This window comes from Ovoidimarina sediminis (genome assembly GCF_032586175.1).
Classification (GTDB): Bacteria; Pseudomonadota; Alphaproteobacteria; order Rhodobacterales; family Rhodobacteraceae; genus Ovoidimarina; species Ovoidimarina sediminis.
On the sequence record NZ_JAWHTE010000008.1, the window covers coordinates 168,143 to 188,987 of the forward strand.

General features: G+C 63.6%; 18 protein-coding genes. 6 read left to right on the top strand and 12 right to left on the bottom strand.

The genetic code is table 11. From position 1 onward, the window contains the following. From paaZ to RXV90_RS11860, 5 genes are all read right to left on the bottom strand, one after another. The gene (paaZ, locus tag RXV90_RS11840) at positions 1–2,031 is read right to left on the bottom strand and encodes a phenylacetic acid degradation bifunctional protein PaaZ (RefSeq protein WP_316648908.1); all 2,031 of its coding nucleotides are present in this window, start codon (positions 2,029–2,031) and stop codon (positions 1–3) included. Positions 2,032–2,060: 29 nt separating this feature from the next. Continuing rightward, on the bottom strand, positions 2,061–2,816 hold the full coding sequence (locus tag RXV90_RS11845) for a Phenylacetic acid catabolic protein (RefSeq protein ID WP_316648909.1): 756 nt from the start codon (positions 2,814–2,816) through the stop codon (positions 2,061–2,063). A gap of 342 nt (positions 2,817–3,158) precedes the next feature. Further along, on the bottom strand, positions 3,159–4,628 hold the full coding sequence (locus tag RXV90_RS11850; RefSeq protein ID WP_316648910.1) for a chemotaxis protein CheW: 1,470 nt from the start codon (positions 4,626–4,628) through the stop codon (positions 3,159–3,161). Further along, on the bottom strand, positions 4,625–4,879 hold the full coding sequence (locus RXV90_RS11855; protein ID WP_316648911.1) for a hypothetical protein: 255 nt from the start codon (positions 4,877–4,879) through the stop codon (positions 4,625–4,627). The genes RXV90_RS11850 and RXV90_RS11855 overlap by 4 nt, the downstream gene beginning before the upstream one ends. 146 nt (positions 4,880–5,025) lie before the next feature. Continuing rightward, entirely contained in the window at positions 5,026–9,945 is a 4,920-nt protein-coding gene (locus RXV90_RS11860) for a PAS domain-containing protein (RefSeq protein WP_316648912.1), read from the bottom strand. A 217-nt stretch (positions 9,946–10,162) separates the two neighbouring features. On the opposite strand from RXV90_RS11860, the gene RXV90_RS11865 reads away from it, so the two are divergent. The 3 genes from RXV90_RS11865 to RXV90_RS25835 all read left to right on the top strand — a co-directional run bounded on the left by RXV90_RS11865 (position 10,163) and on the right by RXV90_RS25835 (position 11,212). Continuing rightward, positions 10,163–10,324: a hypothetical protein gene (locus RXV90_RS11865; RefSeq protein ID WP_316648914.1), complete on the top strand. Its 162-nt coding sequence runs from the start codon at positions 10,163–10,165 to the stop codon at positions 10,322–10,324. Next, positions 10,263–10,433 carry a hypothetical protein gene (locus RXV90_RS11870; RefSeq protein WP_316648933.1) on the top strand — a complete coding sequence of 57 codons (171 nt, stop codon included), beginning with the start codon at positions 10,263–10,265 and terminating at the stop codon, positions 10,431–10,433. The genes RXV90_RS11865 and RXV90_RS11870 overlap by 62 nt, the downstream gene beginning before the upstream one ends. Before the next feature lie 572 nt (positions 10,434–11,005). Further along, positions 11,006–11,212 (top strand): phage major capsid protein, encoded by a 207-nt coding sequence (locus tag RXV90_RS25835; protein WP_410482359.1) that lies wholly within the window; start codon positions 11,006–11,008, stop codon positions 11,210–11,212. A gap of 709 nt (positions 11,213–11,921) precedes the next feature. On the opposite strand, the gene RXV90_RS11875 is transcribed toward RXV90_RS25835, so the two are convergent. From RXV90_RS11875 to RXV90_RS11900, 6 genes are all read right to left on the bottom strand, one after another. Further along, entirely contained in the window at positions 11,922–12,230 is a 309-nt protein-coding gene (locus RXV90_RS11875; RefSeq protein ID WP_316648915.1) for a hypothetical protein, read from the bottom strand. A gap of 70 nt (positions 12,231–12,300) precedes the next feature. Then, the gene (locus RXV90_RS11880; protein ID WP_316648916.1) at positions 12,301–12,792 is read right to left on the bottom strand and encodes a hypothetical protein; all 492 of its coding nucleotides are present in this window, start codon (positions 12,790–12,792) and stop codon (positions 12,301–12,303) included. A 118-nt stretch (positions 12,793–12,910) separates the two neighbouring features. After that, entirely contained in the window at positions 12,911–13,753 is an 843-nt protein-coding gene (locus tag RXV90_RS11885; RefSeq protein ID WP_410482362.1) for a transglutaminase-like domain-containing protein, read from the bottom strand. 34 nt (positions 13,754–13,787) lie between these two features. Next, positions 13,788–14,405 carry a hypothetical protein gene (locus tag RXV90_RS11890; protein WP_316648918.1) on the bottom strand — a complete coding sequence of 206 codons (618 nt, stop codon included), beginning with the start codon at positions 14,403–14,405 and terminating at the stop codon, positions 13,788–13,790. Positions 14,406–14,593: 188 nt separating this feature from the next. Continuing rightward, a complete protein-coding gene (locus tag RXV90_RS11895) occupies positions 14,594–14,962 on the bottom strand; it encodes a hypothetical protein (RefSeq protein ID WP_316648919.1) in 369 nt (122 codons plus the stop codon). A 113-nt stretch (positions 14,963–15,075) separates the two neighbouring features. Beyond that, complete coding sequence (locus RXV90_RS11900; RefSeq protein WP_316648921.1) at positions 15,076–16,281, bottom strand: DEAD/DEAH box helicase; 1,206 nt, start codon at positions 16,279–16,281, stop codon at positions 15,076–15,078. A gap of 461 nt (positions 16,282–16,742) precedes the next feature. On the opposite strand from RXV90_RS11900, the gene RXV90_RS11905 reads away from it, so the two are divergent. The 3 genes from RXV90_RS11905 to RXV90_RS11915 are packed head-to-tail and all read left to right on the top strand — an operon-like array spanning position 16,743 to position 18,764. Continuing rightward, on the top strand, positions 16,743–16,949 hold the full coding sequence (locus tag RXV90_RS11905) for a cold-shock protein (RefSeq protein WP_316648923.1): 207 nt from the start codon (positions 16,743–16,745) through the stop codon (positions 16,947–16,949). 43 nt (positions 16,950–16,992) lie between these two features. Further along, entirely contained in the window at positions 16,993–18,042 is a 1,050-nt protein-coding gene (locus tag RXV90_RS11910; RefSeq protein WP_410482360.1) for a fatty acid desaturase, read from the top strand. A 47-nt stretch (positions 18,043–18,089) separates the two neighbouring features. Further along, positions 18,090–18,764, top strand: coding sequence for a hypothetical protein (locus RXV90_RS11915; protein ID WP_316648925.1), 675 nt, complete (start codon positions 18,090–18,092; stop codon positions 18,762–18,764). Positions 18,765–19,432: 668 nt separating this feature from the next. Here RXV90_RS11915 and RXV90_RS11920 read toward each other — a convergent pair. After that, on the bottom strand, positions 19,433–19,687 hold the full coding sequence (locus tag RXV90_RS11920; RefSeq protein ID WP_316648926.1) for a hypothetical protein: 255 nt from the start codon (positions 19,685–19,687) through the stop codon (positions 19,433–19,435). Positions 19,688–20,845: the final 1,158 nt, after the last annotated feature.

Consider the following 20,845-nt stretch of genomic DNA (forward strand, 5'->3'; position numbering starts at 1 on the left):
TCAATAGGCATTCATGGTGAGGAGTTCGTATTCGGCGACCACGTCATCTTCGTGGTCGGTGAGGGTGACGTGCCAGCGTACCTCTCCATACTCCTCCGTCCGGCGGGTTTTCTTCTTCACCGTGAGGCGGACCTTGATGCGCGTGCCCGGTTCGACCGGTTTCATGAAGCGCAAGCTGTCGAGGCCGGTATTGGCGAGGACGGGGCCCTCGTCGGGCTGGACGAAGAGGCCCGCCGCGAAGCTGAGCAGGAGGTAGCCGTGGGCGACGCGGCCCGGGAAGAACGGGTTTCGCCGGGCTGCCGCGTCATCCATGTGGGCGTAGAAGGTATCGCCCGTGAAATGGGCGAAGGTTTCGATATCGTCGAGCGTCACCGTGCGTTCGGCGGTGTGCAGCGTGTCGCCTATGGCGAGATCGCCGAAGCGGCGGGTGAAGAGGTGGCTGTCGGTCGTGCGTTCCGCGGCGCCAGGCACCCAGGCGCCGGTGATGCCCGTCAGGATATCGGGGCTGCCCTGGATCGCGGTGCGTTGCATGTAATGGAGGACGCCGCGGATGCCGCCCAGTTCCTCTCCGCCCCCCGCGCGGCCCGGGCCCCCGTGGGTCATGTGCGGCAGGGGCGCGCCGTGGCCCGTGGCCTCGCCCATCGAGGTGCGGTTGTTGATGTAGATCCGCCCGTGATAGGCGCCCGCGCCCAGCGCGACCTCGCGCGCAACATCCGGATCGCGGGTGATGAGGGAGGCGACGAGGCTGCCGCCCCCGCGGTTCAGAAGGCCGGTTGCGTGGGCGATGTCGCAGTAGCCCATGACGGTGGAGACCGGCCCGAACGCCTCTGTCTCGTGGACCGTTCGGGCGGTATCGGGGGTTTCGCAATGGAAGAGCATGGGCGGGAGGAAGGCGCCCGCGTCGCGATCGGCGCCCGCGACCTCGAACGCCTCGGGGGTGCCGAAGACGCGCGTGGCCTCGCGCCCGATGGCCGCTGCCTTTTCGAGAACGTCGGCGCGCTGGGCGGTGGAGATGAGCGCGCCCATGCCCGTCGCCTCGCGCCGGGGATCGCCGATTTCGGTTTGGGCGAGGCGGGCCGAGAGCGCCTCGATCAGCGCCGGGACGTGGGCTTCGGGGGCGAGGATGCGGCGGATCGCGGTGCATTTCTGGCCCGCCTTGGCCGTCATTTCGCGATGCGCCTCTGTCACGAAGAGATCGAATTCGGGTGTGCCGGGGGCCGCGTCGGGGCCGAGGATCGAGGCGTTGAGACTGTCCTGTTCGGCGATGAAGCGGGTGGCGTTCGCGAGGAGGTTCGGCGTTGCGCGGAGGTGGAGCGCAGTGGCGGCCGAGCCCGTGAAGCTGACCACATCCTGCCCGTCGAGACGGGCGAGCATGTCGCCCAGCCCGCCGGTGACGAGTTGCAGCGCGCCTTCGGGGAGGATGCCGCTGTCGACGATCAGGCGCACGCAGGCCTCGGTCAGGTAGGCGCTGGCAGTGGCCGGTTTGACGATCGCGGGGACGCCCGCGAGGAGGGTGGGGGCGAGCTTTTCCAGCATGCCCCAGACCGGGAAGTTGAAGGCGTTGATGTGGATCGCGGCGCCCTGGAGGGGGGTGGCGATGTGCTGGCCGAGGAAGCTGCCCGCACGGGAGAGCTGTTCGATTGCGCCATCGGTGTAGACATGCCCGTCGGGCATTTCGCGGCGGCCCTTCGAGGCGAAGACGAAGACGGTGCCGATGCCGCCATCGATATCGATCTTGCTGTCGGCGAGGGTGGCACCGGTGCGGTAGCTGAGATCGTAGAGCGCCTGGCGGTGGGCGTTGAGGTGGGTGGCGAGCGCCTTCAGCATGCGCGCGCGGTCGTGGAACGTCATCGCGCGGAGGGCGGGGCCGCCGGTGGCGCGGGCGTGGTCGCGCAGCGCGGCCATGTCGAGCCTGTCGTTGCCGGCCTCGGCGAAGACCGCGCCGGTCACGGCATCGGCGATGGGCCGGGCGCCCGGGCCGGGGGCGACCCATGCGCCCAATGCGTAGCTTTCGATCCCCTGGAGTGTCATGCCGGCGCCTCCCCTGCCCGCCCCTGTCGTCAGCCGGGGTGCAACTCCGCGAGCGTGGCGTCAAGCGTTTCGGCCCAGTCCGCGCGCAGTTCGGCATTCGGCCGGTGGCGGAGGCCCATGGCGCTGAGATGGGCGAACCGCGCGGGATCGTCGGGCCCGAAGACCGGGGCGACGCGCGGCCGCCAGTAGGCCAGCGCCGCGTCGACCTCGCCCCCCCGGCCTTCGGCGAGGAGGCGCGCGATGCCTTCGCGGGCGAGGCGCACATGGGCCGCCTCGACGGGCGCGATGCGGGTGAAGGCCTCGGCCAGCGGGCGGTAGGACACACGCGCGAGTTCGCCAAGCTGGGTGCCGGTGGCGAGGCCCATGACGAGGTTCATCACCACCGCGTCGGTCCAGCCCTGCAGCGGATAGGTGAAGACCGACAGGCGCATGTCATGCGCCGACGGCAGCGCGCCGGGGGGCGTGTCGCGGGGCAGCCGGGCGGCCCAGGGGTGGTGGATGGCGTAGCGCGCGGTGTTCGCGCCGAATTCGCCCATCAGGGTGAGGACGGCCTCGGCGTGGCTGGTTTTCTCGAGCACGATGCGCGCCGCCGCGATCCGCTCCTTCAGCCCCGGGGCGGCGTTGATCACATCGGCGAAGCCCGCGGCGCCCGCGAGTTCGCTGTCGACGAAGCGGGCCATGATCTTCATCACCTCGGCGCGGTAGCGGGGCGGCGCGTTGGCCGGGCTCGTCAGCACTCCGCCCTGGGCGAGGTAGGCCTCGAGGCTCATGTCGTCTGTCGTCATCGGCGCCCCCCGGGGGAATCGGCTGTGCGGGGGAAGCCTAGCACAGCCCGCGCCGGGGCGGGTGGGGCCGCCGCGCCCATGGCGCGCGCCGGGCTGGCCGTTCGCGACGCGCGGGGTCGCGCTGTCGGAGGCGCCAGTGGCGGGGGGATCGGCGCGCGGGCGGGCGCGCCGTCGGAGAACGCGGCCCGGGAGCGCACCCCGTTCGGGCGTGTCGTCCGGGCGTCCTGGCCGGGCTGGCGGTGCCGCCGGAGGGCGCGGTGTGCATGTGCCGGCCGGGCCGGAACCGGTGGGGCGTCACCCCTCCTGTCGTGCCGGTGAGCCCCCGGCCCCTTCGCGGCGCCCTCAGGCGGCCGGCGCGCGGGCGGCGGCCCGCCGCGCCATGGCGCGGGCGCGGCCGGCGAGATCCGCGAGCGGCAGGATCATCGTTTCGCCCCGGTCGCTCACCTGCACCAGATCGCCGTCATCCTCGCCCGGCGGGCCGTCGGGAATGCGCCATTCCGAGGTTTGCATGCTGCAGATCCGCCGCGCGGTGAAGCCGACCTGAAATCCTTCGACCTGGATGAGAAGGACAAAGCCCGTGCCGTCCGCCCCCGCCGGCGCCCCGGGCAGCGCGACCAGGGGTACGGAGCGGTCGCCGGTGAGGAAGAACCCCAGCACCGACCCCGCCATGTCGCCGGGAGGCACGATGTCGGACGGCATCGGCAGGATGCGCGCGATCTGGCGGGCGGGCACCGCCATCATGCCGCCGGCATCGAAAATCAGGTACCGGGCGCTTTCGCGGCGGGCGCCATCCTCGGCCCCCGTTTCGGCCGGGGGCGGGGCCTCGCGTTTCACCTGCTGGGCGGACAGTTCCGCCAGGGTCAGAAGATCCTCGCGCGCACTCAGCGCCTCGAAGGATACCATGAAGATCTGGGTTCCGTCGCTGGGCACATAGACCTTGGGCAAAAGGCCCTCGGCCGCGATCAGGGCGCTGGCGTCATGGGTCTTTTCGGCGGGGATGGAAGAGAGCCGTTCGGTGGCATCGACGCAGAAGCCCAGCCGCCTGTCGCCGGGGAAGCGCAGCACGACGATTTCCGCCTCGGAAACCGCGGCCGCGCGCCCGAGGCCCAGAATGCGGGTGGTGTGCACCACCGGCACCTTCCAGCCGTGATGTTCGACGAACCCCGCGCAGATCCCGCCATCGCCGCCGATTTCGCTGGTGTCGAGCGGCTTGCGCGGCACCGTAGCGCCGACATGAACGGCATCGACGCCGAAATGGGCGCCGCCCGCGGTGAAGATCAGCGCCTTGCGGCTGCTGATCGACCCGCTGCTGCGCTGGGCCGTGCGGGTATGGGCGATCGACGGCACGTCGTCGCGCGCGAAAAGCGCCGCGGCGTCGAGGCAGTTCACCGCGCCGCCGTTCAGCACGAAGCCCTTGCGGAACAGCGCGTCGTCCCCCTGCCCCGGCGCCTCCGCCGCGCCGGGCGCGAGGCCATAGCGCGTTTCGGTGGGATGCGCCTCGGTCAGGCTGATGATCTCGTCCAGCGCGATGGCGGTGATGCGCTTTTCGTGCTGAAGCACCGCCGCCTTGCCCACCTTCCGGTGCGTCGCCGGCACGCCGCAAAGCCGTTCGAGATCGAGAAGCGGCACAAGCGTGCCGCGCAGGTCGAAGGCGCCCAGAAGCGGCCCGTCAGGCACCATCAGCTTCGAGACGGCGGGCACGACGCAGACCTCTGCAAGATGGCCGAAGGGCACGCCGACAAGCCGGTCGCCGATGCGGAACACGCCGTAGCCCGACTGCGCCGGCCCGGACGGCATCGGGCTGCCCGTCACCGCGGCGCCGTGCAGAGCGCGCCGGCAAGCTCGGCGATCTGATCCCCCGCCGCGGCGCTGGCCGCATTGGTGTCGGCCGACGCCGTGAACCCATCGATCGACGCGCCGAGCGTGCTGCTGATCGTGGAAAGCCCGTCCAGCGTTTCCTGAAGCTTGCGCGCGCTTGCCTCGAATTCACGGTCGGCCTTCTCGGAAAACCATGCTGTTTCGAAGATTTGTGCAAGGCGCTCGCCAACAGAACGATCGATCAAGGATTGGAACAGGGGCGAATGCGGCGAATTAGCTGAGACCTCGCTGCCCCCGCATTTCGGCGCACTCCCATTACGCCCAGTCTGTCAGGTCAACGGGGGCTGCCGAAGTCGTCCTTCTTGGCAAACTCACATCCGGTAAATGCGTGTCAGGCAGATTTCTTGGGCGGATTACAAGCTGAGTCACCCCTCCTACCTTTCGACAGATACGCCAAAAAGTCTTCCGGAGATAGCGGCCTGGCAAAAAGATAGCCCTGAAGCACGTCGCATCCGACCTTTTCCAGGTCACGAGCCTGTTCTTCGGTCTCAACGCCTTCCGCGATGGTGGTGATGCCAAGGGTGTCCGCGATGTCGACGATACCTCTTATGACATCAAGGTACTTCGGGTCCTGGCCGATGGGCTGAACAAGCCTTCGGTCGATCTTGATCGCCGACGGCTGGATCGCCATGATCGAGATGATCGATGCGTGGCCGGAACCGAAGTCGTCGATCTCGATGTCTATTCCGCGTTCCCGGACTTCGGCGAGGTTGCTGTTGAACTCCGCGCTCTCGTTCTCCACCAGTATGGATTCGAGCAACTCGAAGGTGATCTTGCCTGCACGCGACCGGTACCATTGCTCGATATCCTCGAGAATAGCTGTATCGCGCATGCGTCCGGAACTGATGTTGAAGCTGATTTTCGGAACCTCGAGTCCTGAAGCCTCCCAGTCGCTCACAAGCTCCAGCGCGGTTCGAAAAGTCTGCCGGTCGATCTCGGGCATGATGCGCATCTGCTCGGCAAGCGGCATGAACTTGTCCGGCGTCAGAAGCCCGCGCGTCGGGTGTTGCCAGCGCAGGAGAGTTTCGACGCCCAGCAACTCGCCGGTTTGTGCCGAGACTTGCGGTTGAAAGTACGGCACGAACTGGTCTGTATTGAGCGCCTCCTGAAGATCCGCACCGAGCTCCCGATTGTCGAGAATGCCCCTGTAGAGGTCAGTCGTGAAGAACTGCACTTGGTTTCGTCCGCTGTCCTTGGCCGTGTAGAGGGCCTTGTCCGCGAAGAACTGAAGGTCTCGCCCGTGATCGAGAATGTTTTCCGCATGGGCGACGCCGAAGCTCGCGCGAACATGAAGGTTGCGTCCGCCGAAGTTGACCGGTTTTTCAAGGCGGCACCGCATGCGGTTGACGAGGCTTTCCGCCGCGCGCTCATCGCTGCCCGGCGCCATCAGGATGGAGAACTCGTCGCCGCCGATCCGGCCCACGAAGTCCCCGTCGCGCACGCAGGATTTCATCGTTTGCGCCACATGTCTGAGCGCTTCGTCGCCCGCCTCGTGGCCGAGCGTATCGTTGATGTACTTGAACTTGTCGAGGTCAACGCGAATGAGGCAGAGATCGCGCGGACCGTCGCGTTCGGCCCTGTAGAGGCGGGATTGGAACAACTGGTCGAAATAGCGCCGGTTGGGGAGGCCGGTCAGCACGTCATGCATCGCGAGGCGTTCGTTCTCCTGCCGCATCCGTTCGGCGAACCGATGCGCCTCCTTCAGCGCAGTCTCGCGCGTAACGTCATCGGTCACATCCGTCAGCGCGCCGATCCAGGACACCGCGCCGTCATCGAGCTTCTTCGGCGTGGAGGAACCCGAAATCCAGACCGTTCCGCGTTCCGGGTGGACGACGCGAAAACGCTCACGCCAAGTGCTCATCTTCTGCTCGGAGGCGTCGACCGAAGTGATGACCCGGGCAAGATCCTCTTCGTGCACGCGTTCGAAGGGGCCCGCCGGCGAGGCCTCGATCTCTTCCTGCGTCAGACCCATGATCTCGCAGAAGCGGCCGCTAAAATAGGGGAAGTCGAAACTGCCATCGCGATACCGCCTGTACTCGAAAATGCCGGCGGGTGCGTTGTCGGTGATCCGGGTGATGCGGGTGTTCGCCTCTTGCAGCTCGCGCGCGGCTTCGGCCTGGCGGGCTTCGTTCTTCTTGAGTTCGTCGATGCTGAACTGAGCGCCGCAGATCATGTCCGGCAGGCCCTGCGCGGTCCGGCGGATGCGCCGCCCGACGGAGCGGCACCAGATGTAGCTGTCATCTCCGCGCCGGATGCGGAAATCCTCGGAGAAGTCGTCGGTGACCCCATCGCTGACCTTCCTTAACGAGAGGCCGATGCGGGGCAGATCGTCGGGATGAATCCTCGCCGCCCATCCTTCGACATCTTCGGCCACGCCTTCTTCGATGCCAAGAAGCTCGGCGATATTGCTGCCCGACCAGGACCTGCCCTCATCGGGAATGTTGAACCACGGGACCACGCCGCTGTTTTCCGACGAGACCCGCAGGATTTCGGCGGTCTGCTGTGCCTCGGTGCGCGCGGATTCGGCATCGGCAAGCGCGTTCGACAGATCAGCTTCCCGCCGTTTTTCGTCGTCGATACAGACCATTGTTCCGGCGACCAGCGGTGGCATGGCAAGGTCGCTGCGGTCGATCATGGCCGCCACGCCGCGATACCATTGATAACTGCCATCCTTGTGGCGCAGCCGCTGCTCGTTCTTGTATGTATCGGACTGGCCGCTGACCAAACGTTCCATGGCCGCGACGGCGGCGGGCAGGTCGTCGGGATGAAAAATCCCGCGCCAGCCGGCATCGTCGGGGGTGAATTCCTCGGGTGTGTAGCCGAGCACCTCGTAGCCCTCCTCGGCCAGCCAGGCCTCTCCCGATTCGGAACACAGGTTCCAGGCCAGCTGTTCGCCCGCGGAGAGCGAGATGCTCAGCATGTCTTCCCGGGCCTTCGCCTCGGCACGCAGCCGTTCGGACAGGGTGACCGCCTCGGACAGCCGCAATTCGATGGCCTTCACATCATCGAAGGCGATGATCATCCCCGCCATAAGCGGCGGGAGGTCCTGTGCGGAACGGTCCTGCAGCCGCGACATGACGCGGTACCAGTGATACTGCCCGTCCTTGTGGCGCATCCGGTGGATCGACTCGTAGGTGTCGCTTTCGCCGGAAAACAGGGCGACGACCCGCGCGATCGCGCCGTCAAGGTCGTCGGGGTGGATGATACTGCGCCAGCCGTCCGAGTTCGGCACCCATTCGCTACGGTCGTAGCCCAGCATCCGATAGCCTTCGTCCATCAGGAAGGCCTCACCGGTTTCTTCGCAGGCGCTCCACGCGGCCTGTCCGCCAAAGCCCATCGCGAGACGCAGCAATTCCTCGCTTGCCTTGGCCTCTGCGCGCAACCGCTCGGCGAGGCCCAGCGCTTCGGACAGACGGGCTTCCTTTTCCTTCAGCGCGTCGATCCTGACGGTCGTTCCGGCCATCAGGGGCGGCAACCCCTGGTCGCTCCGGTCGATCATCCGCGCGATCACGCTGTACCAGTGATAGCTGCCGTCCTTGTGCCGGTAGCGGTTGTCGAACCGGTACAACTGACGCTCACCGTTCAAGAAGGCGGTCATTTCCTCGATTGCAGCGGGCAGGTCGTCGGGGTGGAAGAGGCTGCGCCAGCCGGCGCTGTCGGGCACGAACTCGCCCGGCTCGTAGCCCAGCATCCGGAAGCCTTCATCCATCATCCAGGCTTCGCCGGTTTCAGCGCAGGCGCTCCACGCCGTTTGTTCGCCGGAGGACACCGAGGTGCGTAGCATCTCTTCGCTGGCCTTGGCCTCCGCGCGCAGCCGCTCGGCCAGGTCCAGCGCCTGGTTCAGCCGCTCTTCGTTTTCCTTCAATGCGTCGATGCGGATCGAGGTGCCCGCGATCAGCGGCGGCATATCGCGGGCGCCGCGATCGATGATGCGCGCAACGACCCGGTACCAATGATAGGTGCCATCCCCGTGTCGCAGCCGGTGCTGATCTTCGAAAAGGTCTATCTCGCCATCCCTGAGGCGCTCCATTTCCGCGAAGGCCCGCTCGGCGTCCTCCGGATGGGTGATGCCTCGCCAGCCATTCCGGTTCGGAATGAAAGTCTCGGGCGTGTAACCGAGAATGCCATAGCCTTCTTCGGTCAGCGTGCAGTCCTTGTCCTCCGGACCCAAGGTCCAGACCATCTGCCCCCCCGCGGCAAGGGACATCCTGAGCATTTCTTCCCGGGCCTTCGCATCCGCACGCAGGGTTTCGGCGTTATGCAGGGCCTCCGACAGCCGCGTCTCGCCCGCCTTCAGGGCGTCCACGTTGGTGAGCATTCCGGTGAGAAGCGGAGGCAGACCCTGTTCGCTGCGGTCCTTGAGCCGGGCCATCACGCGATACCAGTGATAGCTCCCGTCGCCATGACGCAGGCGCTGGACGTGGTCGAACGTGTCCGTCCGGCCTGAAAAGAGCGCCGCGACCTTGTCTTGCGATCCGGCGCGGTCGTCGGGGTGGGTGATCTCCTGCCAGCTGTCGCCGGTGGCATCGAACTCTTCCCGGGAATAGCCGAGCATGCGGTAGCCCGCGTCCATCAACCACGCCTCGCCGGTGTCCCGGCAATTGCTCCAGGCGGCGTGATCGCCGAATTCGACGGCGAGCTTCAGCATGTCCTCGCTTGTTTCGGCCTTCTCGCGGGCCTCTTCGGCCGCTTCAAAGGAACGCTGGATCTCGACACTGGCCGACCGTGCCACTTCCAGCAGCCTTTCACGTTCGAGGCGGGCGAGCCGATCCTCGTGGACGTCCTTCAATCCGCCGCAAATGAGCGGTGTCCCCGACGCACTTTTTCCCATGCGGGCGGAGGCCTCGTACCAACGCCACTCGCCGCTCTTCGTCCGCAACCGAAACACGGCCTTATAGGTCTCCGCATCTCCCGCGACGAGCGCCTCCATCGATGCAATCGCATCAGGGCGGTCTTCGGGATGGATCAACTTGCGAAACGCCTTGGACGTGCGGCCGATCCCGTCAGGCTCATAGCCGAGGATCTTGAAGAACAGGTCGCTCCACCAGGCAGCGCGGGAGACGGGGTCAACAGTCCAAAGAGCCACGCCAGCACTCTCCGCAGCAAGGCGCGTTAACGCGAGGGAAGGCAGATCTGCGCTGATCGGGTCCAAATTCGACATGGCGTTCAATCTCGTTTGCTGGCTCCCGTCCGCGTGAGGCTGACGAAATTGTGACATTCGGATGCGGCGTGAGCCCACATTCTGCGGCATGATTTCGGTGCTTCGGCGCCAGCGCGTTTTTATGCCCGAGCCGTCTTAATCCAACGTGAAGGCTTTCGGATCAAACCCGTAGATCTCGAGCCAATTCAAACCTGAGAACGATTGCCTCCGGCGTGCCCCCATCAGGTGGTCCGGTTTGATTGTTGGTCCATCGTCGGCCTGGAGCTCACCCCGTTTCTGGTCCGGACAATCATCGCGGACGATCGCGATGACCCTGAACCGCGCGGGCATTTCGGGAACGCAGGACAAAGTGTGGGGGCCGTCCACCATTCACGGCAACCCGAAACGAGGGACGGGCATTCTCAACAGTGAGCTCTACACTGGTAGGCTCGTCCGGAACCGTCTGCGATTGCTGGCAACACTCCGATGAACGATCGACGACGGCCGAGGCGCCGCCATTGCTGCACCCGAACATCGCACGGATGTATCAGGATCGGATCGCGAAGCTCTGCGAGAACCTGCAATCCGAGAAAGATTGAGGCGCCGCCGTCGACGTGCTTCGACCCGGGGGCGATCCTGCGCTTTGCAGCGGACAAGCAAAACCCCGACTTCCTTTCGGAGGCCGGGGCTTTGGACAACCTGCTTTCGCAGAAATCGTTGGTTGCGGGAGGGCGCAGCAGACGATCGCGGCGCGCGAGGGCCACAAAAGCAAAAACCTCCGCGGCAGGACCGGCGGAGGCATCGCAAGTATCGTTGGTTGCGGGGGCACGATTTGCTCAAGAACCTACAGCCGAAGTCACCGTCTAGTTGGCCAAAGTACCCGATCGTCTGCAAAGCAACATGAAGCAGTCACCTGACTCAATCCCTCAGATGTCTCAAGAGAGCCCGATGGGGTCAGAGCGCAACAGCCATTATTGCATGTGCAGAAAGTTCTTAACCTATGTCCCGATAATTCGCGCCGCACTATAATCATTGGGACCGATCACTCTCATCAGTCGCAACGGATCGGCATCCTCCGCGAACTTGATGAGATGGGCCTCAGGCCTTGTGTAGGCTCCGGTGCCTCGATGGGCGCACTGGTCGGCGCTACCCGGTTCGGCTCGACTAGAGCATGCCTGACGTAGGAGCGAATGCGCACCCTATTCCGTTTGGTGACTTCGCCCAAAGTTACCCGGTGGCTGACGCTGGCGGGATCCGCGTCACCCTCAACTGTAGCATCTCGATGCCTGGCCGGTTAGAGTGGCATATCCGCCGGCGCGTTGGCGGGATCGTCGCGGACCAGCGCGCAGTGTGCGCCGCCGAGTGCGCAGTGTCGTAAGAAACGAGGCTTTACGCGAAACGTCTCACCGGCTTCGCTCCCGGTTCCGCGCCTCCCTCCCAGTCCCCAACGGCCGAGCGGCTCGGTAGGCGGGGCGCCCACAGGGACTGGATCACCGCCGACACCTAAAGGTGCGACAGAATCCGGCGTCTGACCTGCTAAAAGAAAAGTCCCGCCACGACGAGCGCGGCGGGGAAGTTGCGTCCATGCACTCATCGCCCCTCATGGAAGGGGTAGGCGCAAAAATCCAACTCGAAACTTCAGGAGAATATCCCCGCCGGAATGAGATCGGCGAGGTTTAGAAAGCCCTAGCACGAGGGTCTAGGAACCCTTGTCGGGTAACACACTTATCCATCAGCACAAAGCGGCAAATTCTGGCCCCAATGCCCAAGAATAGCAGCTGTTGGCAGGCTGCCTTCCCCCAAGTTTCTCGTACACGCTAAACGGCAGCAGGGCTTGGCCCGATTTGTTGAATGGTGATTGTGACAAAAGGCACTCTACGAGATACCGCAGGAGCCGGGGCGTACCGCCCAAGCGTTGTCGGCGCGCGGCGCCATGCTCCAAACCGCCATTCCCATGCATCGAGGACATATCCGCTCGTCAGGGCCTCCGCTTCTGAATGTCGACCTGCATCTAAGGCAGATGCGCTCGGCAGCGATGTCGGCGGTTGCCATGGGACTTTTGCATCTTGGGTCTGCTGATGTGATCATCATTTTCGCTCCTCGCGTTTCCTCAACCGCTCCATATCGCCAAGGGCCCGCCTGATGAGTTTCTGAATGCGGGCGTCTTCGGCCTCGGGGGTCACCGCGTAGCGATCGATAAGAAACCGCCACTTTTTCATAACCTCGATCCAACTGCGCGCAGGCTTCGCCAGCATCTGTTCTTCAAGGGCGTCCCGCTGCGGGTCGGTCGCGGAGCCTGCGGGCGACGCGCTGTTCGCTGGGCGTCGTCGCATCTTGGCCTCACGCTGGTCAGCCGTGGATCTGCGACCGTCGAGATTGATCGGCTCATCGGTCATGGGATCGTCCCGACCGTCGTTTGGATAAGCCCGCCAGGCGGGACAGGGCGCCATCTTCCCGACACTGGCGTCATTCTCCGGTTCCCGGGCGGGCACTTCCCATGCGGGGACCTTGCAGCCCTGCATCGTCATTGCCGAACGGCTCGACAGTATCTCTCGTGATCTGCGACTCGCCGAAACCGGCGCCAGACCTGCCGGTGTAGAGCGCGCGGAGTTCGGCCTCTGCCACGCCATCCGCCCGCATGACGAGACGGATCATCGGGTCCGCCAACATCTCTTCGAGGAAGTAATCCGTCAGGGCTTCACCTGTGAGCTTGTCCTTTGCGGCGGCGTGCTCCAGCTTGGCGAGCGGCACGGTTAACGTTCGACTGAGTCCGGGATGTGATGTTCGCGGATGGAGGCGTACGAGAACGGACGACGTCCATGTGCCCGGTTCATTCCGGTCCAAAGGTTCGAGCAACTGGGTTTCGATCTCGTATTCTCCAGCGGGCAGGGTCTCACTAATGTTCGGAAGTTGGAACGCTCGCAAAAATACTGCGGTGGTCTTCAACGAAGCGTTCATCTCAATTCTCCAAGTTGGATCACGCGAGCAAATGCCTTTGCGTAACGGTGGACAGAATGGCTCGTATCGCGAGCCGAGGAAGTACGATTGGCCCCTTCAGGGATGAGGCCGACACCGCTTAGTTTCGAGATCCACTCAGCACCTCGGCGGGGTCGTCCTCCGCGTCCCAGGTCCATACGTCGAATTGGGTCAGGGTGTTTGGCCCGAATGTCTGTGTCAGAGGGACATCGGCGGCGTCCCGACCGCGGGCGACCAGGATCCTTCCCACCCGCCGGGTGTTGTTTCGCGGGTCAAAGACCCACCAGCGGCCGTCTAGAAACACCTCCATCCACGCCGCAAAGTCGCCAAGACGATCAGGCTCGGGTTGTCCGATATCGCTCAGATAGCCGGTGCAATAGCGGGCGGGGATGTTCATGCAGCGGCAGAGTGTTATGGCGAGATGCGTGAAATCACGGCAAACCCCATACCGTCCGGCCAGCGTCTCCGAGGCCGTGCGGGTCGCACTCGCCTGCATGTAGTCGAACGAAACGGTAGAATGGACGAAATCGCAGATCGTCTGAACGCGCTCCCATCCCGGTGGGGTGTTCTCGAACAGGCGCCAGGCTTCGTCCGATAGCAGATCTGTGTCGCAGTAGCGGCTGCCCAACAGGTAGACGAGCGTTTCGAACGGCAGATCCTGAACTTCATGCTGCACGGCATCCGGGGCGATCGGATCGGGCTGGCCGCAATCGCGGAAGATGCCGTCGGTGGACAGTGTGAAGTCTCCCGTCGGCGCGACCATCCAGGTGCACCAGTTGCCAGAGCCATCGCGATAGCATGCAAGCGGCACGCTGGGCGATGTGATGAGATAGTCGGCGCGTTCAAGGTCTCCGAAGCGCGAGTAGTGCACGTTCAGCATGGCGATGAGCGGCGTCGGCTGAGTCAGGTGATAGCGCAGGCGGCAACCGATCCGAATTCGGATCCCGTGCTCGCCACCGCGGGGCAATCCTGGCGCTTCATCGTCCAAGAACGCACTCCCCGCGCGTGAGCTGAAAGCCGCGGTCGCATCGCCAGCGGTTGCCGGATCGGTCCAAATGCGCGTTCGCAGGCAGGTCGATCGCGACGCACATGTCGTCAACGGGTTTGAATCCGCGCTCGCACTGCCATCCCGGACCATAGGAGTCCGGGGCCAGAAACGCGTTCGCAGGAACAGCGAGGGGATCGCAGCGCCCGTCGATTTTTACGTACCCACGCTCGCAGGCCCATTGGGCACCATGTTCCGCGTTGGTGAGATAGGCGTTCTCGGGCACGGTTATCGACACGCAGGTGCCGCCCTCTGCCGTGAACCCCCTTCCGCAGGCCCAACCCGAGCCTGTGGGGTCGTTCGTGAGGTGCGCGTTGTCGGGAAGGACAATCGCAACGCAGGCATTGCGATCCTTGCGGTAGCCGCGCTCGCATTCCCAGTCGAAACCCGATGACCGCAGGAAGGCGTTCTCAGGCACCTGGATCGCCTCGCAGGTCGCACCGCCCACTTCGACAAATCCGCGCTCGCAGGCCCAGCCCGGCCCGTAGGACCGTCCCGTTGCAAACGCGTTCTCCGGAATGTCGATGGCGTCGCACCCGTCACCGTTCACGCGGTATCCTAGGGCGCAATTCCAGCCGCCTCCATAGCTCCGCGCATCTGCGTTTTCTGGCGGTGGTCCGGTACCGTCCTGTGCGAAGACCGGAGTAGCGACGACAGCGATCACTGCGGCAGCGGCTCGTAGCGAAGTACGGAAGCCAAGCCTTGAGCCCTTCGGTCCGCCCAATTCAGCGCGATGGTTCATCCCTCGTTTGCAGTCGCTGCATCAACGTCGAGAGACGCCAAACAGGCCTTGGCGATATCTTGGTTCGGTGTCTCGTAGCCGGGCAAGGTTGCCCACCCAGTATCCATTAGCGCGCTGCGGCGCTGGAAGCTCGATGTCGCGCGGATCGTGGCCAGCTTTTCGAGCCGATCAGGGTCGGTTCTGGCCATGTCGAGACAAATAGGCACCAAGGCTGCGACGACGTCATTCCGGGACATCGCCATCGCCCTGCTGTTGGACGTTTCGCCCGTCACCCAGCCGCCCCAGGTAAAGCCGGTGATGCCGACGCACGCTGCGCCAATCAATGCGCCGTAGATTCCGGGCTTGAGCCATTCGGGAGTATTCATGGGTGGTCCTCCTGCGGAGAAAGCGCCGCGTCGCTGTAAAAGTTATTCCGGGTCGCAGTCAGCTGCCGGTACAGCGCGGTGTCTTTTATCCGGTTCGGGCCACAGGCCTCAGGTCATGCAGCCATCCGATGCGCCCGACCGGAGGAGCGCCGGCGCGGCCTGCGCTTCTTTTGCGCCTTCGGTGCATCGCGTGGGTCATCCCAAGGGCGGCCGCCGGTGATCTCAACCCGCTTGCCAAGCACCTTCTCGATGGCCTTGAGTTCCGCCACTTCTTCCGCGGCGCAAAGCGAGATGGCGCGCCCGTCGCGACCGGCCCGGGCCGTCCGCCCGATCCGGTGCACGTAGGTCTCGGGAACGTTCGGCAGATCGAAGTTGTAGACATGGCCGACGCCGGGAATGTCGATCCCGCGGGCAGCGACATCCGTTGCAACCAGCACGCGCACCGTTCCGGCCTTGAAGGCCTCGATGGCCCGATCGCGCTGCCCCTGGCTCTTGTTGCCGTGGATCGACGATGCGGCAAATCCCGCACGTTCAAGATGCTTCATCAGGCGCTCGGCGCCGTGCTTGGTGCGCGAGAAGACAAGCGCACGGTCGTCGCGATGCCCGTCGAGCAACTCGATGAGCACGTCCTGCTTCCGGTCTTTCGGCACGAAGTGCACGCCATGGGCAACCTTGTCGGCAACCTTGCCTGGCGGCGAGGCTTCAACGCGCTTCGGATTCTTCAGGTAGTCGCGGGAAAGTTCCGTCATCGTCTTCGGCATGGTGGCCGAAAACATCATGGTCTGGCGATCCTTGCCAAGCATCGGCGCGATGCGGCGCAGGGCATGGATAAATCCGATATCCAGCATCTGGTCGGCTTCGTCCAGCACCAGGAACCGTGTCTTGCTGAGGTCGACGGCGCGGCGATCCATCAGGTCGACAAGACGGCCAGGCGTGGCCACGAGAATATCGGTTCCGCGTGCCAGCTTCTGCGCCTGTGCATTGATCGATTTGCCGCCGATGACGAGGGTGATGCGAAGATCGGCCGTTAGCCCCTGAAGGCTCTGGACGATCTGATTTGCCAGTTCCCGCGTCGGCGCAAGAATAAGCCCGCGTGCGGTTTTCGGGGCGGCCCTCTCCTGGCTCTTCGACAGCGCCACAACCAGCGGAATGCCGAAGGCGGCGGTCTTGCCTGTTCCGGTCTGGGCGATACCCAGAATGTCGTGACCGGCAAGCGCGCCGGGAATGGCCTTTGACTGGATGGGCGTTGGCTTTCTCAGTCCCAGACCTTCCAGCCGGGAGACGAGGCGAGCGCTAAGCCCGAGTTCGTGAAAATCCATACGTGTCCTTGTCCGGACCACGGGTCCGGTCTTGCCGCCACGCATGCGAGATGCCTGGCCAGCCGGGGTGTACCCGGGGCGAACGTACCTGACACGGGATTGCGCCAAGGACCGCCCTGAGCGGGGTCCCCCCTTACGTGATGTGGGAAAACTGTGCGTCATGGCCTGGGGCGGCGATTACGCCGCCTGCTCACGCGGCAGAGCGATGACGTTATGTGGTAAGTGGGGCCTGCTTCGGGTTTTGTCAATGGCAGCATTAGGACCTTGCGTACCGGTACGAAGAAACCTCACTGCACCAAGCTGGCCCTTGCGTTCTGCCTCGGAGCAGCCCATGTACACCCAGTCAACGTTATTCTCTGCGACCCTCTGCCTCCGTTCATCCGGCTTCAGTCGATCACTCAGTCTGACTTTGCCGGGCTGCCGCATCCTGCGGGCAGCATCCAGAACAGGAGGTCACGGACATGGCCAATGGCACCGTGAAATGGTTCAATTCTTCCAAAGGCTTCGGCTTTATCGCACCGGAATTGGGCGGCAAGGACGTCTTCGTTCACGTCACCGCGCTCGAGCGCTCCGGTCTCAGCAGCCTCGCTGACGACCAGAAGGTCACATACGATGTCGAGGCTGGACGGGACGGCCGCGAAAGCGCGATCAATCTCGCTCTCGCCTGACCCAACTGATGCCGGATGCCCCGACAGGCATCCGGCCCACAGCATGGATCGACACAGCTTGCCTCTGCCTGCGGACTCCGCTTCAGCCACACCCCTGGCTTCAGCAGGCACTTGGGCGCGGCGGTTAGCAAAGTACCGAAGCCCGGTTCTCGCGCGCAGCCTGATGGAACTTGCGGTGACGGCCATCCCGTTTGCAGCGATCTTCGCCCTGTCATGGGCGTCGCTGTCGATCAGCCCGTGGGTCGCCGTAGCGCTGTCGCTCGCAAACGCGGCATTTGTCGTTCGCCTCTTCATGATCCAGCACGATTGCGGCCATGGCGCCTTTTTCGGCAGCCGGGCCTGGAACGACTGGCTCGGCCGGATCATCGGCGTGCTGACAGTTACACCCTATGATGTGTGGCGCAGGACCCATGCCATCCATCACGCCACGACCGGAAATCTCGAGCGCCGCGGGATCGGCGACATCCCAACCCTCACGGTCGCGGAATACCGTGCGAAGCCTCTGTTGGGGCGTCTCCTCTACAAGCTGATCCGGCACCCTACGGTCTTGTTCGGGATCATCCCGTTCTACAGTTTTTTCCTGCGGAACCGGATCCCCGTGGGGCTCCTCCGATCCGGCAGGCGTTATTGGGCCAGTGCACTGTTGACCGATGCAGCGATCCTCGTCGTACTCGGATTGCTCTATCTGCTGGGGGGCATCCCGGTGCTGCTTTTCATCTACCTGCCGATGATGCTGCTCGCGGCGTCTACCGGCATGTGGCTGTTCTATGTCCAGCACCAGTTCGAAGAGACATCGTGGGACGGCGAGGCGGATTGGTCCGTGCAGGACGCTGCGCTTCACGGGTCTTCCCACTATGTCCTGCCTCCGCTTCTGAGGTGGATCACGGCGAATATCGGCGTTCACCACGTTCATCATATGGCCAGCCGCATCCCCTACTATCGCCTGCCTGAAGTCCTGCGGGATCACTCCGAGCTCGCCGGTGCGGGGCGTCTCACGCTTCGCGAAAGCCTGGGATGCGCACGCCTGGCGCTCTGGGACGAAACCCAACGAAGGCTCGTTTCATTTGCCGAGGCAAGGCAGTTGCCCGCGTGATCCCGCACTCAAGGATCATGCCAAACATATATTTGGGAGACACCATCATGACGCGTTACAACACGGACGGTCGAACCGCCACAGGGCGTAAGCTTTTCAAGGACAAGCCCAAAAAAGCAAAGGATCGACCGAGAGACACACCCTCCGAAGTCCAGATGGGCGAGCACGGCAGGTACCAGATCAAGTCCGGTCGTCTTTCGGGGGAATATGTTGCCCGGGCCTTTCCGAAACCGCCGACGACCGCACGAGGGTTGATTGCCGAAGCGAGAGGCGCAACAGAGGAGGCCGCTATCGCCGCCTTGCACGATGTCATCGACGCGCGGGAACTCAGAAGAACCGAGGACCGGAGGATTGATCAAGGAACGGGCTCTGCGGTTCCGAGCACGGAAGAATATGTCGAGGCGATCGGCCAGGTTGTCTTGTCTCGTCCACAACGCGCGATGCTTATGGCATTGGCCTTGGCCGACGATGATGGACTTTCAGAGATGCGTATGGCGAGCGCGGCCGGATACAAGTCTCAGACTACAGCCAATCGGGCATTCGCGGCTGCAGGGCTGTTGATCGCCAGCTATCTATCTGTCGACGCGACTTCAAACGGGGATCGAAGTGAGGGCGAAGGCGCAGCGTTTCTGGGCGGACGAGGAGAGCAGCAAGGCGAAGAAGATCCAGGAAACTGGATCCTCTACCCAGAGCTACGCGAAGCTGTTCGTTCTTCGTTTTGAGTAGAGCGGTAAGCAAGCTCGAAGAAATGGAAAGTGGAAAGACCGCTCGTGCCTGCGATCGAAGTCGCTCGGCGGGGCTAGATCCCGATAGCCCAGTATTCGAGCATGAGATCGAATTTCTACTTTTCGACGACCGGTCTGACAGTTGCTGAACGGCCCGATGTACCGGCTTGTTGATTGACCTCAGAGGAGCTCCGTCAGGTCGTCATTCATACACGACAGAAGCTCGCGGCGTCCGAGCGACGGACGTGCCGCGTGATCGGCTTGGCGCTGAGCTCCCTGCAATACCTGCCGAAACCAAGAGAGGACCATGCGCTGCGGTTGGCTCCGACCCGCCTTGCTGAGCAGTACGGTCGGTATGAGTATCCAAGCGCACCTGTCGCAGGGTTACAGACTTAACGGCTGCTCCGTCCCGCACACCAGACCTTCGCCCGATTCCCAAAGATGTCAGCTTTCGCCAGAACCGGACGTTTACCCAAAGCTCCCCTCTCGGCCCGGTGGGGGTGGGGGTATTCAATCCATGGAGAGCCTCGCGCAGGGACCGGCGAGGGGGCAAACCTTTTGAGAAAGACAAAATTAAGGGTGGGGAGGTCAAAACGCTTCGAGTTCGGGCTGATCGCGCCGTCTCCATTCTCCAAAAAGCGATCCGGTACAGTCGGCGATTCACGTCAGAACCCCGACATCGCACGGCCCATCTCCTTGGGGCGCGGCAGCGCCTGGCAAAGGATTGGCGACAGGTCGGCCGAAACGCTGTAGACTGGGAGGATCCGGAACAACTGGCAGATATGATCCGCGATGGAGTGGCGCGGTCGGACGATCTCAACAAGTGGGCCCGCGACGCGGTACGCTGTCTTGAAGAGGTCGAGAAGATCCGGCGTCAGTTTGCCTGGTGAAAGGAGAGGCGGCGACGGATCGTAGAGCATCGACCTCGCGCACTGGTCTGTCTTCACTGCGGTGATGATCTTCCTTCACCGAAGAACCCCGGCAATCCCCCGAAGTACTGTTCAGCGCGCTGTCGCGTTGCTGGACATCGGGCAGAGAGGAGGCTCGCATAATGGGTGCATTTCATTTTCAAAGAATTTGTGTCCGGTGTCATCGAAACATCTTCCCGAGCGAGGTGGAGCACATCGCCAATCGGTACGATCGAACCATAGAGCAGTGGGAGATTTGCCCAAGTTGCGACAGTGAGATCACCGACAGAGAGCGCGGGGGATTTCACAAAGAGGCTGCCCAACTGAACCTGGACATGCGGCCCTACCTTTAGGGCTGCAGGACAGTGATGTCGTATTGCGTGACAACGAGCCCTACGCTCGCCGCGCGAACCGTGCCGCCTACCTGATGACCGTCTCGACGTCGCCGTCGGTGATGTAGGGCACGTGGACGCCCTGCTTAGTATTCCCTGGCCAATCATCCAAAGCCGACATCCGACATGGTGTGATTGCGGCGGCCGCTCTCCGGTGGCGAACGAGGTTCGGTATTTTGGCCTCATGGATTTAGCCGTGAGGAGAACGACCATGAAGCACTTTGCCGGTTTGGATGTGTCACTGAAAAGGCAGCAATGCCGCTGTCGCCACCGCCCGAAAGATCGCCGTGGTGATGCTGACGCTTTGGAAGAAGGGAACAGATTACAATTGGAACAAGGAGGCCATTGCCTGATCAGAAGTCCCGCCTAAGCGGTTGGGAGCTAGGTCCCGAAGGGACGGAGCTTGATCGATCTCGCTGTTTTTGTTTGGGAAGCCAGAATGCCGCAAACCCCGCACCTGACATTGGAGACGATCCACCCCCGAAAACCATCATGAGGAGCAGATCAAGCGACCTCGGAGAGAACCATGACCCCAGAAGGACATATCACGCTCCCAATTGACGACGCCGCAATCAGAGAACCATTTCACTCAGATGTCTCAGTTGAGTCGATTGTGTTGAAGAAGTCGGCTTGAAGAGCGCGAGCGGCTTGCGGTCGCGCGCGCTATCGCCTGGCGCTCAGGCCGGGGCGGGCGCTCCCGAGATCAGTTTCGCGAGTTTCCGGAGGTTCTGAGCGGTTGCAGCGAGTAGGAACTCGTCTCTGGCGCCGTTTGGTCCGC

Excerpts from the sequence above, each read along its gene's own strand:
- paaZ (WP_316648908.1), bottom strand. The coding sequence starts at position 2,031 with ATGACACTCCAGGGGATCGAAAGCTACGCATTGGGCGCATGGGTCGCC.
- RXV90_RS11895 (WP_316648919.1), bottom strand. The coding sequence starts at position 14,962 with ATGAATACTCCCGAATGGCTCAAGCCCGGAATCTACGGCGCATTGATT.
- RXV90_RS11920 (WP_316648926.1), bottom strand. The coding sequence starts at position 19,687 with ATGCTCTACGATCCGTCGCCGCCTCTCCTTTCACCAGGCAAACTGACG.
- RXV90_RS11845 (WP_316648909.1), bottom strand. The coding sequence starts at position 2,816 with ATGACGACAGACGACATGAGCCTCGAGGCCTACCTCGCCCAGGGCGGA.
- RXV90_RS25835 (WP_410482359.1), top strand. The coding sequence starts at position 11,006 with ATGCCTGACGTAGGAGCGAATGCGCACCCTATTCCGTTTGGTGACTTC.
- RXV90_RS11905 (WP_316648923.1), top strand. The coding sequence starts at position 16,743 with ATGGCCAATGGCACCGTGAAATGGTTCAATTCTTCCAAAGGCTTCGGC.
- RXV90_RS11915 (WP_316648925.1), top strand. The coding sequence starts at position 18,090 with ATGACGCGTTACAACACGGACGGTCGAACCGCCACAGGGCGTAAGCTT.
- RXV90_RS11865 (WP_316648914.1), top strand. The coding sequence starts at position 10,163 with ATGACCCTGAACCGCGCGGGCATTTCGGGAACGCAGGACAAAGTGTGG.
- RXV90_RS11880 (WP_316648916.1), bottom strand. The coding sequence starts at position 12,792 with ATGAACGCTTCGTTGAAGACCACCGCAGTATTTTTGCGAGCGTTCCAA.
- RXV90_RS11860 (WP_316648912.1), bottom strand. The coding sequence starts at position 9,945 with ATGCCGCAGAATGTGGGCTCACGCCGCATCCGAATGTCACAATTTCGT.
- RXV90_RS11910 (WP_410482360.1), top strand. The coding sequence starts at position 16,993 with ATGGATCGACACAGCTTGCCTCTGCCTGCGGACTCCGCTTCAGCCACA.
- RXV90_RS11875 (WP_316648915.1), bottom strand. The coding sequence starts at position 12,230 with ATGACCGATGAGCCGATCAATCTCGACGGTCGCAGATCCACGGCTGAC.
- RXV90_RS11900 (WP_316648921.1), bottom strand. The coding sequence starts at position 16,281 with ATGGATTTTCACGAACTCGGGCTTAGCGCTCGCCTCGTCTCCCGGCTG.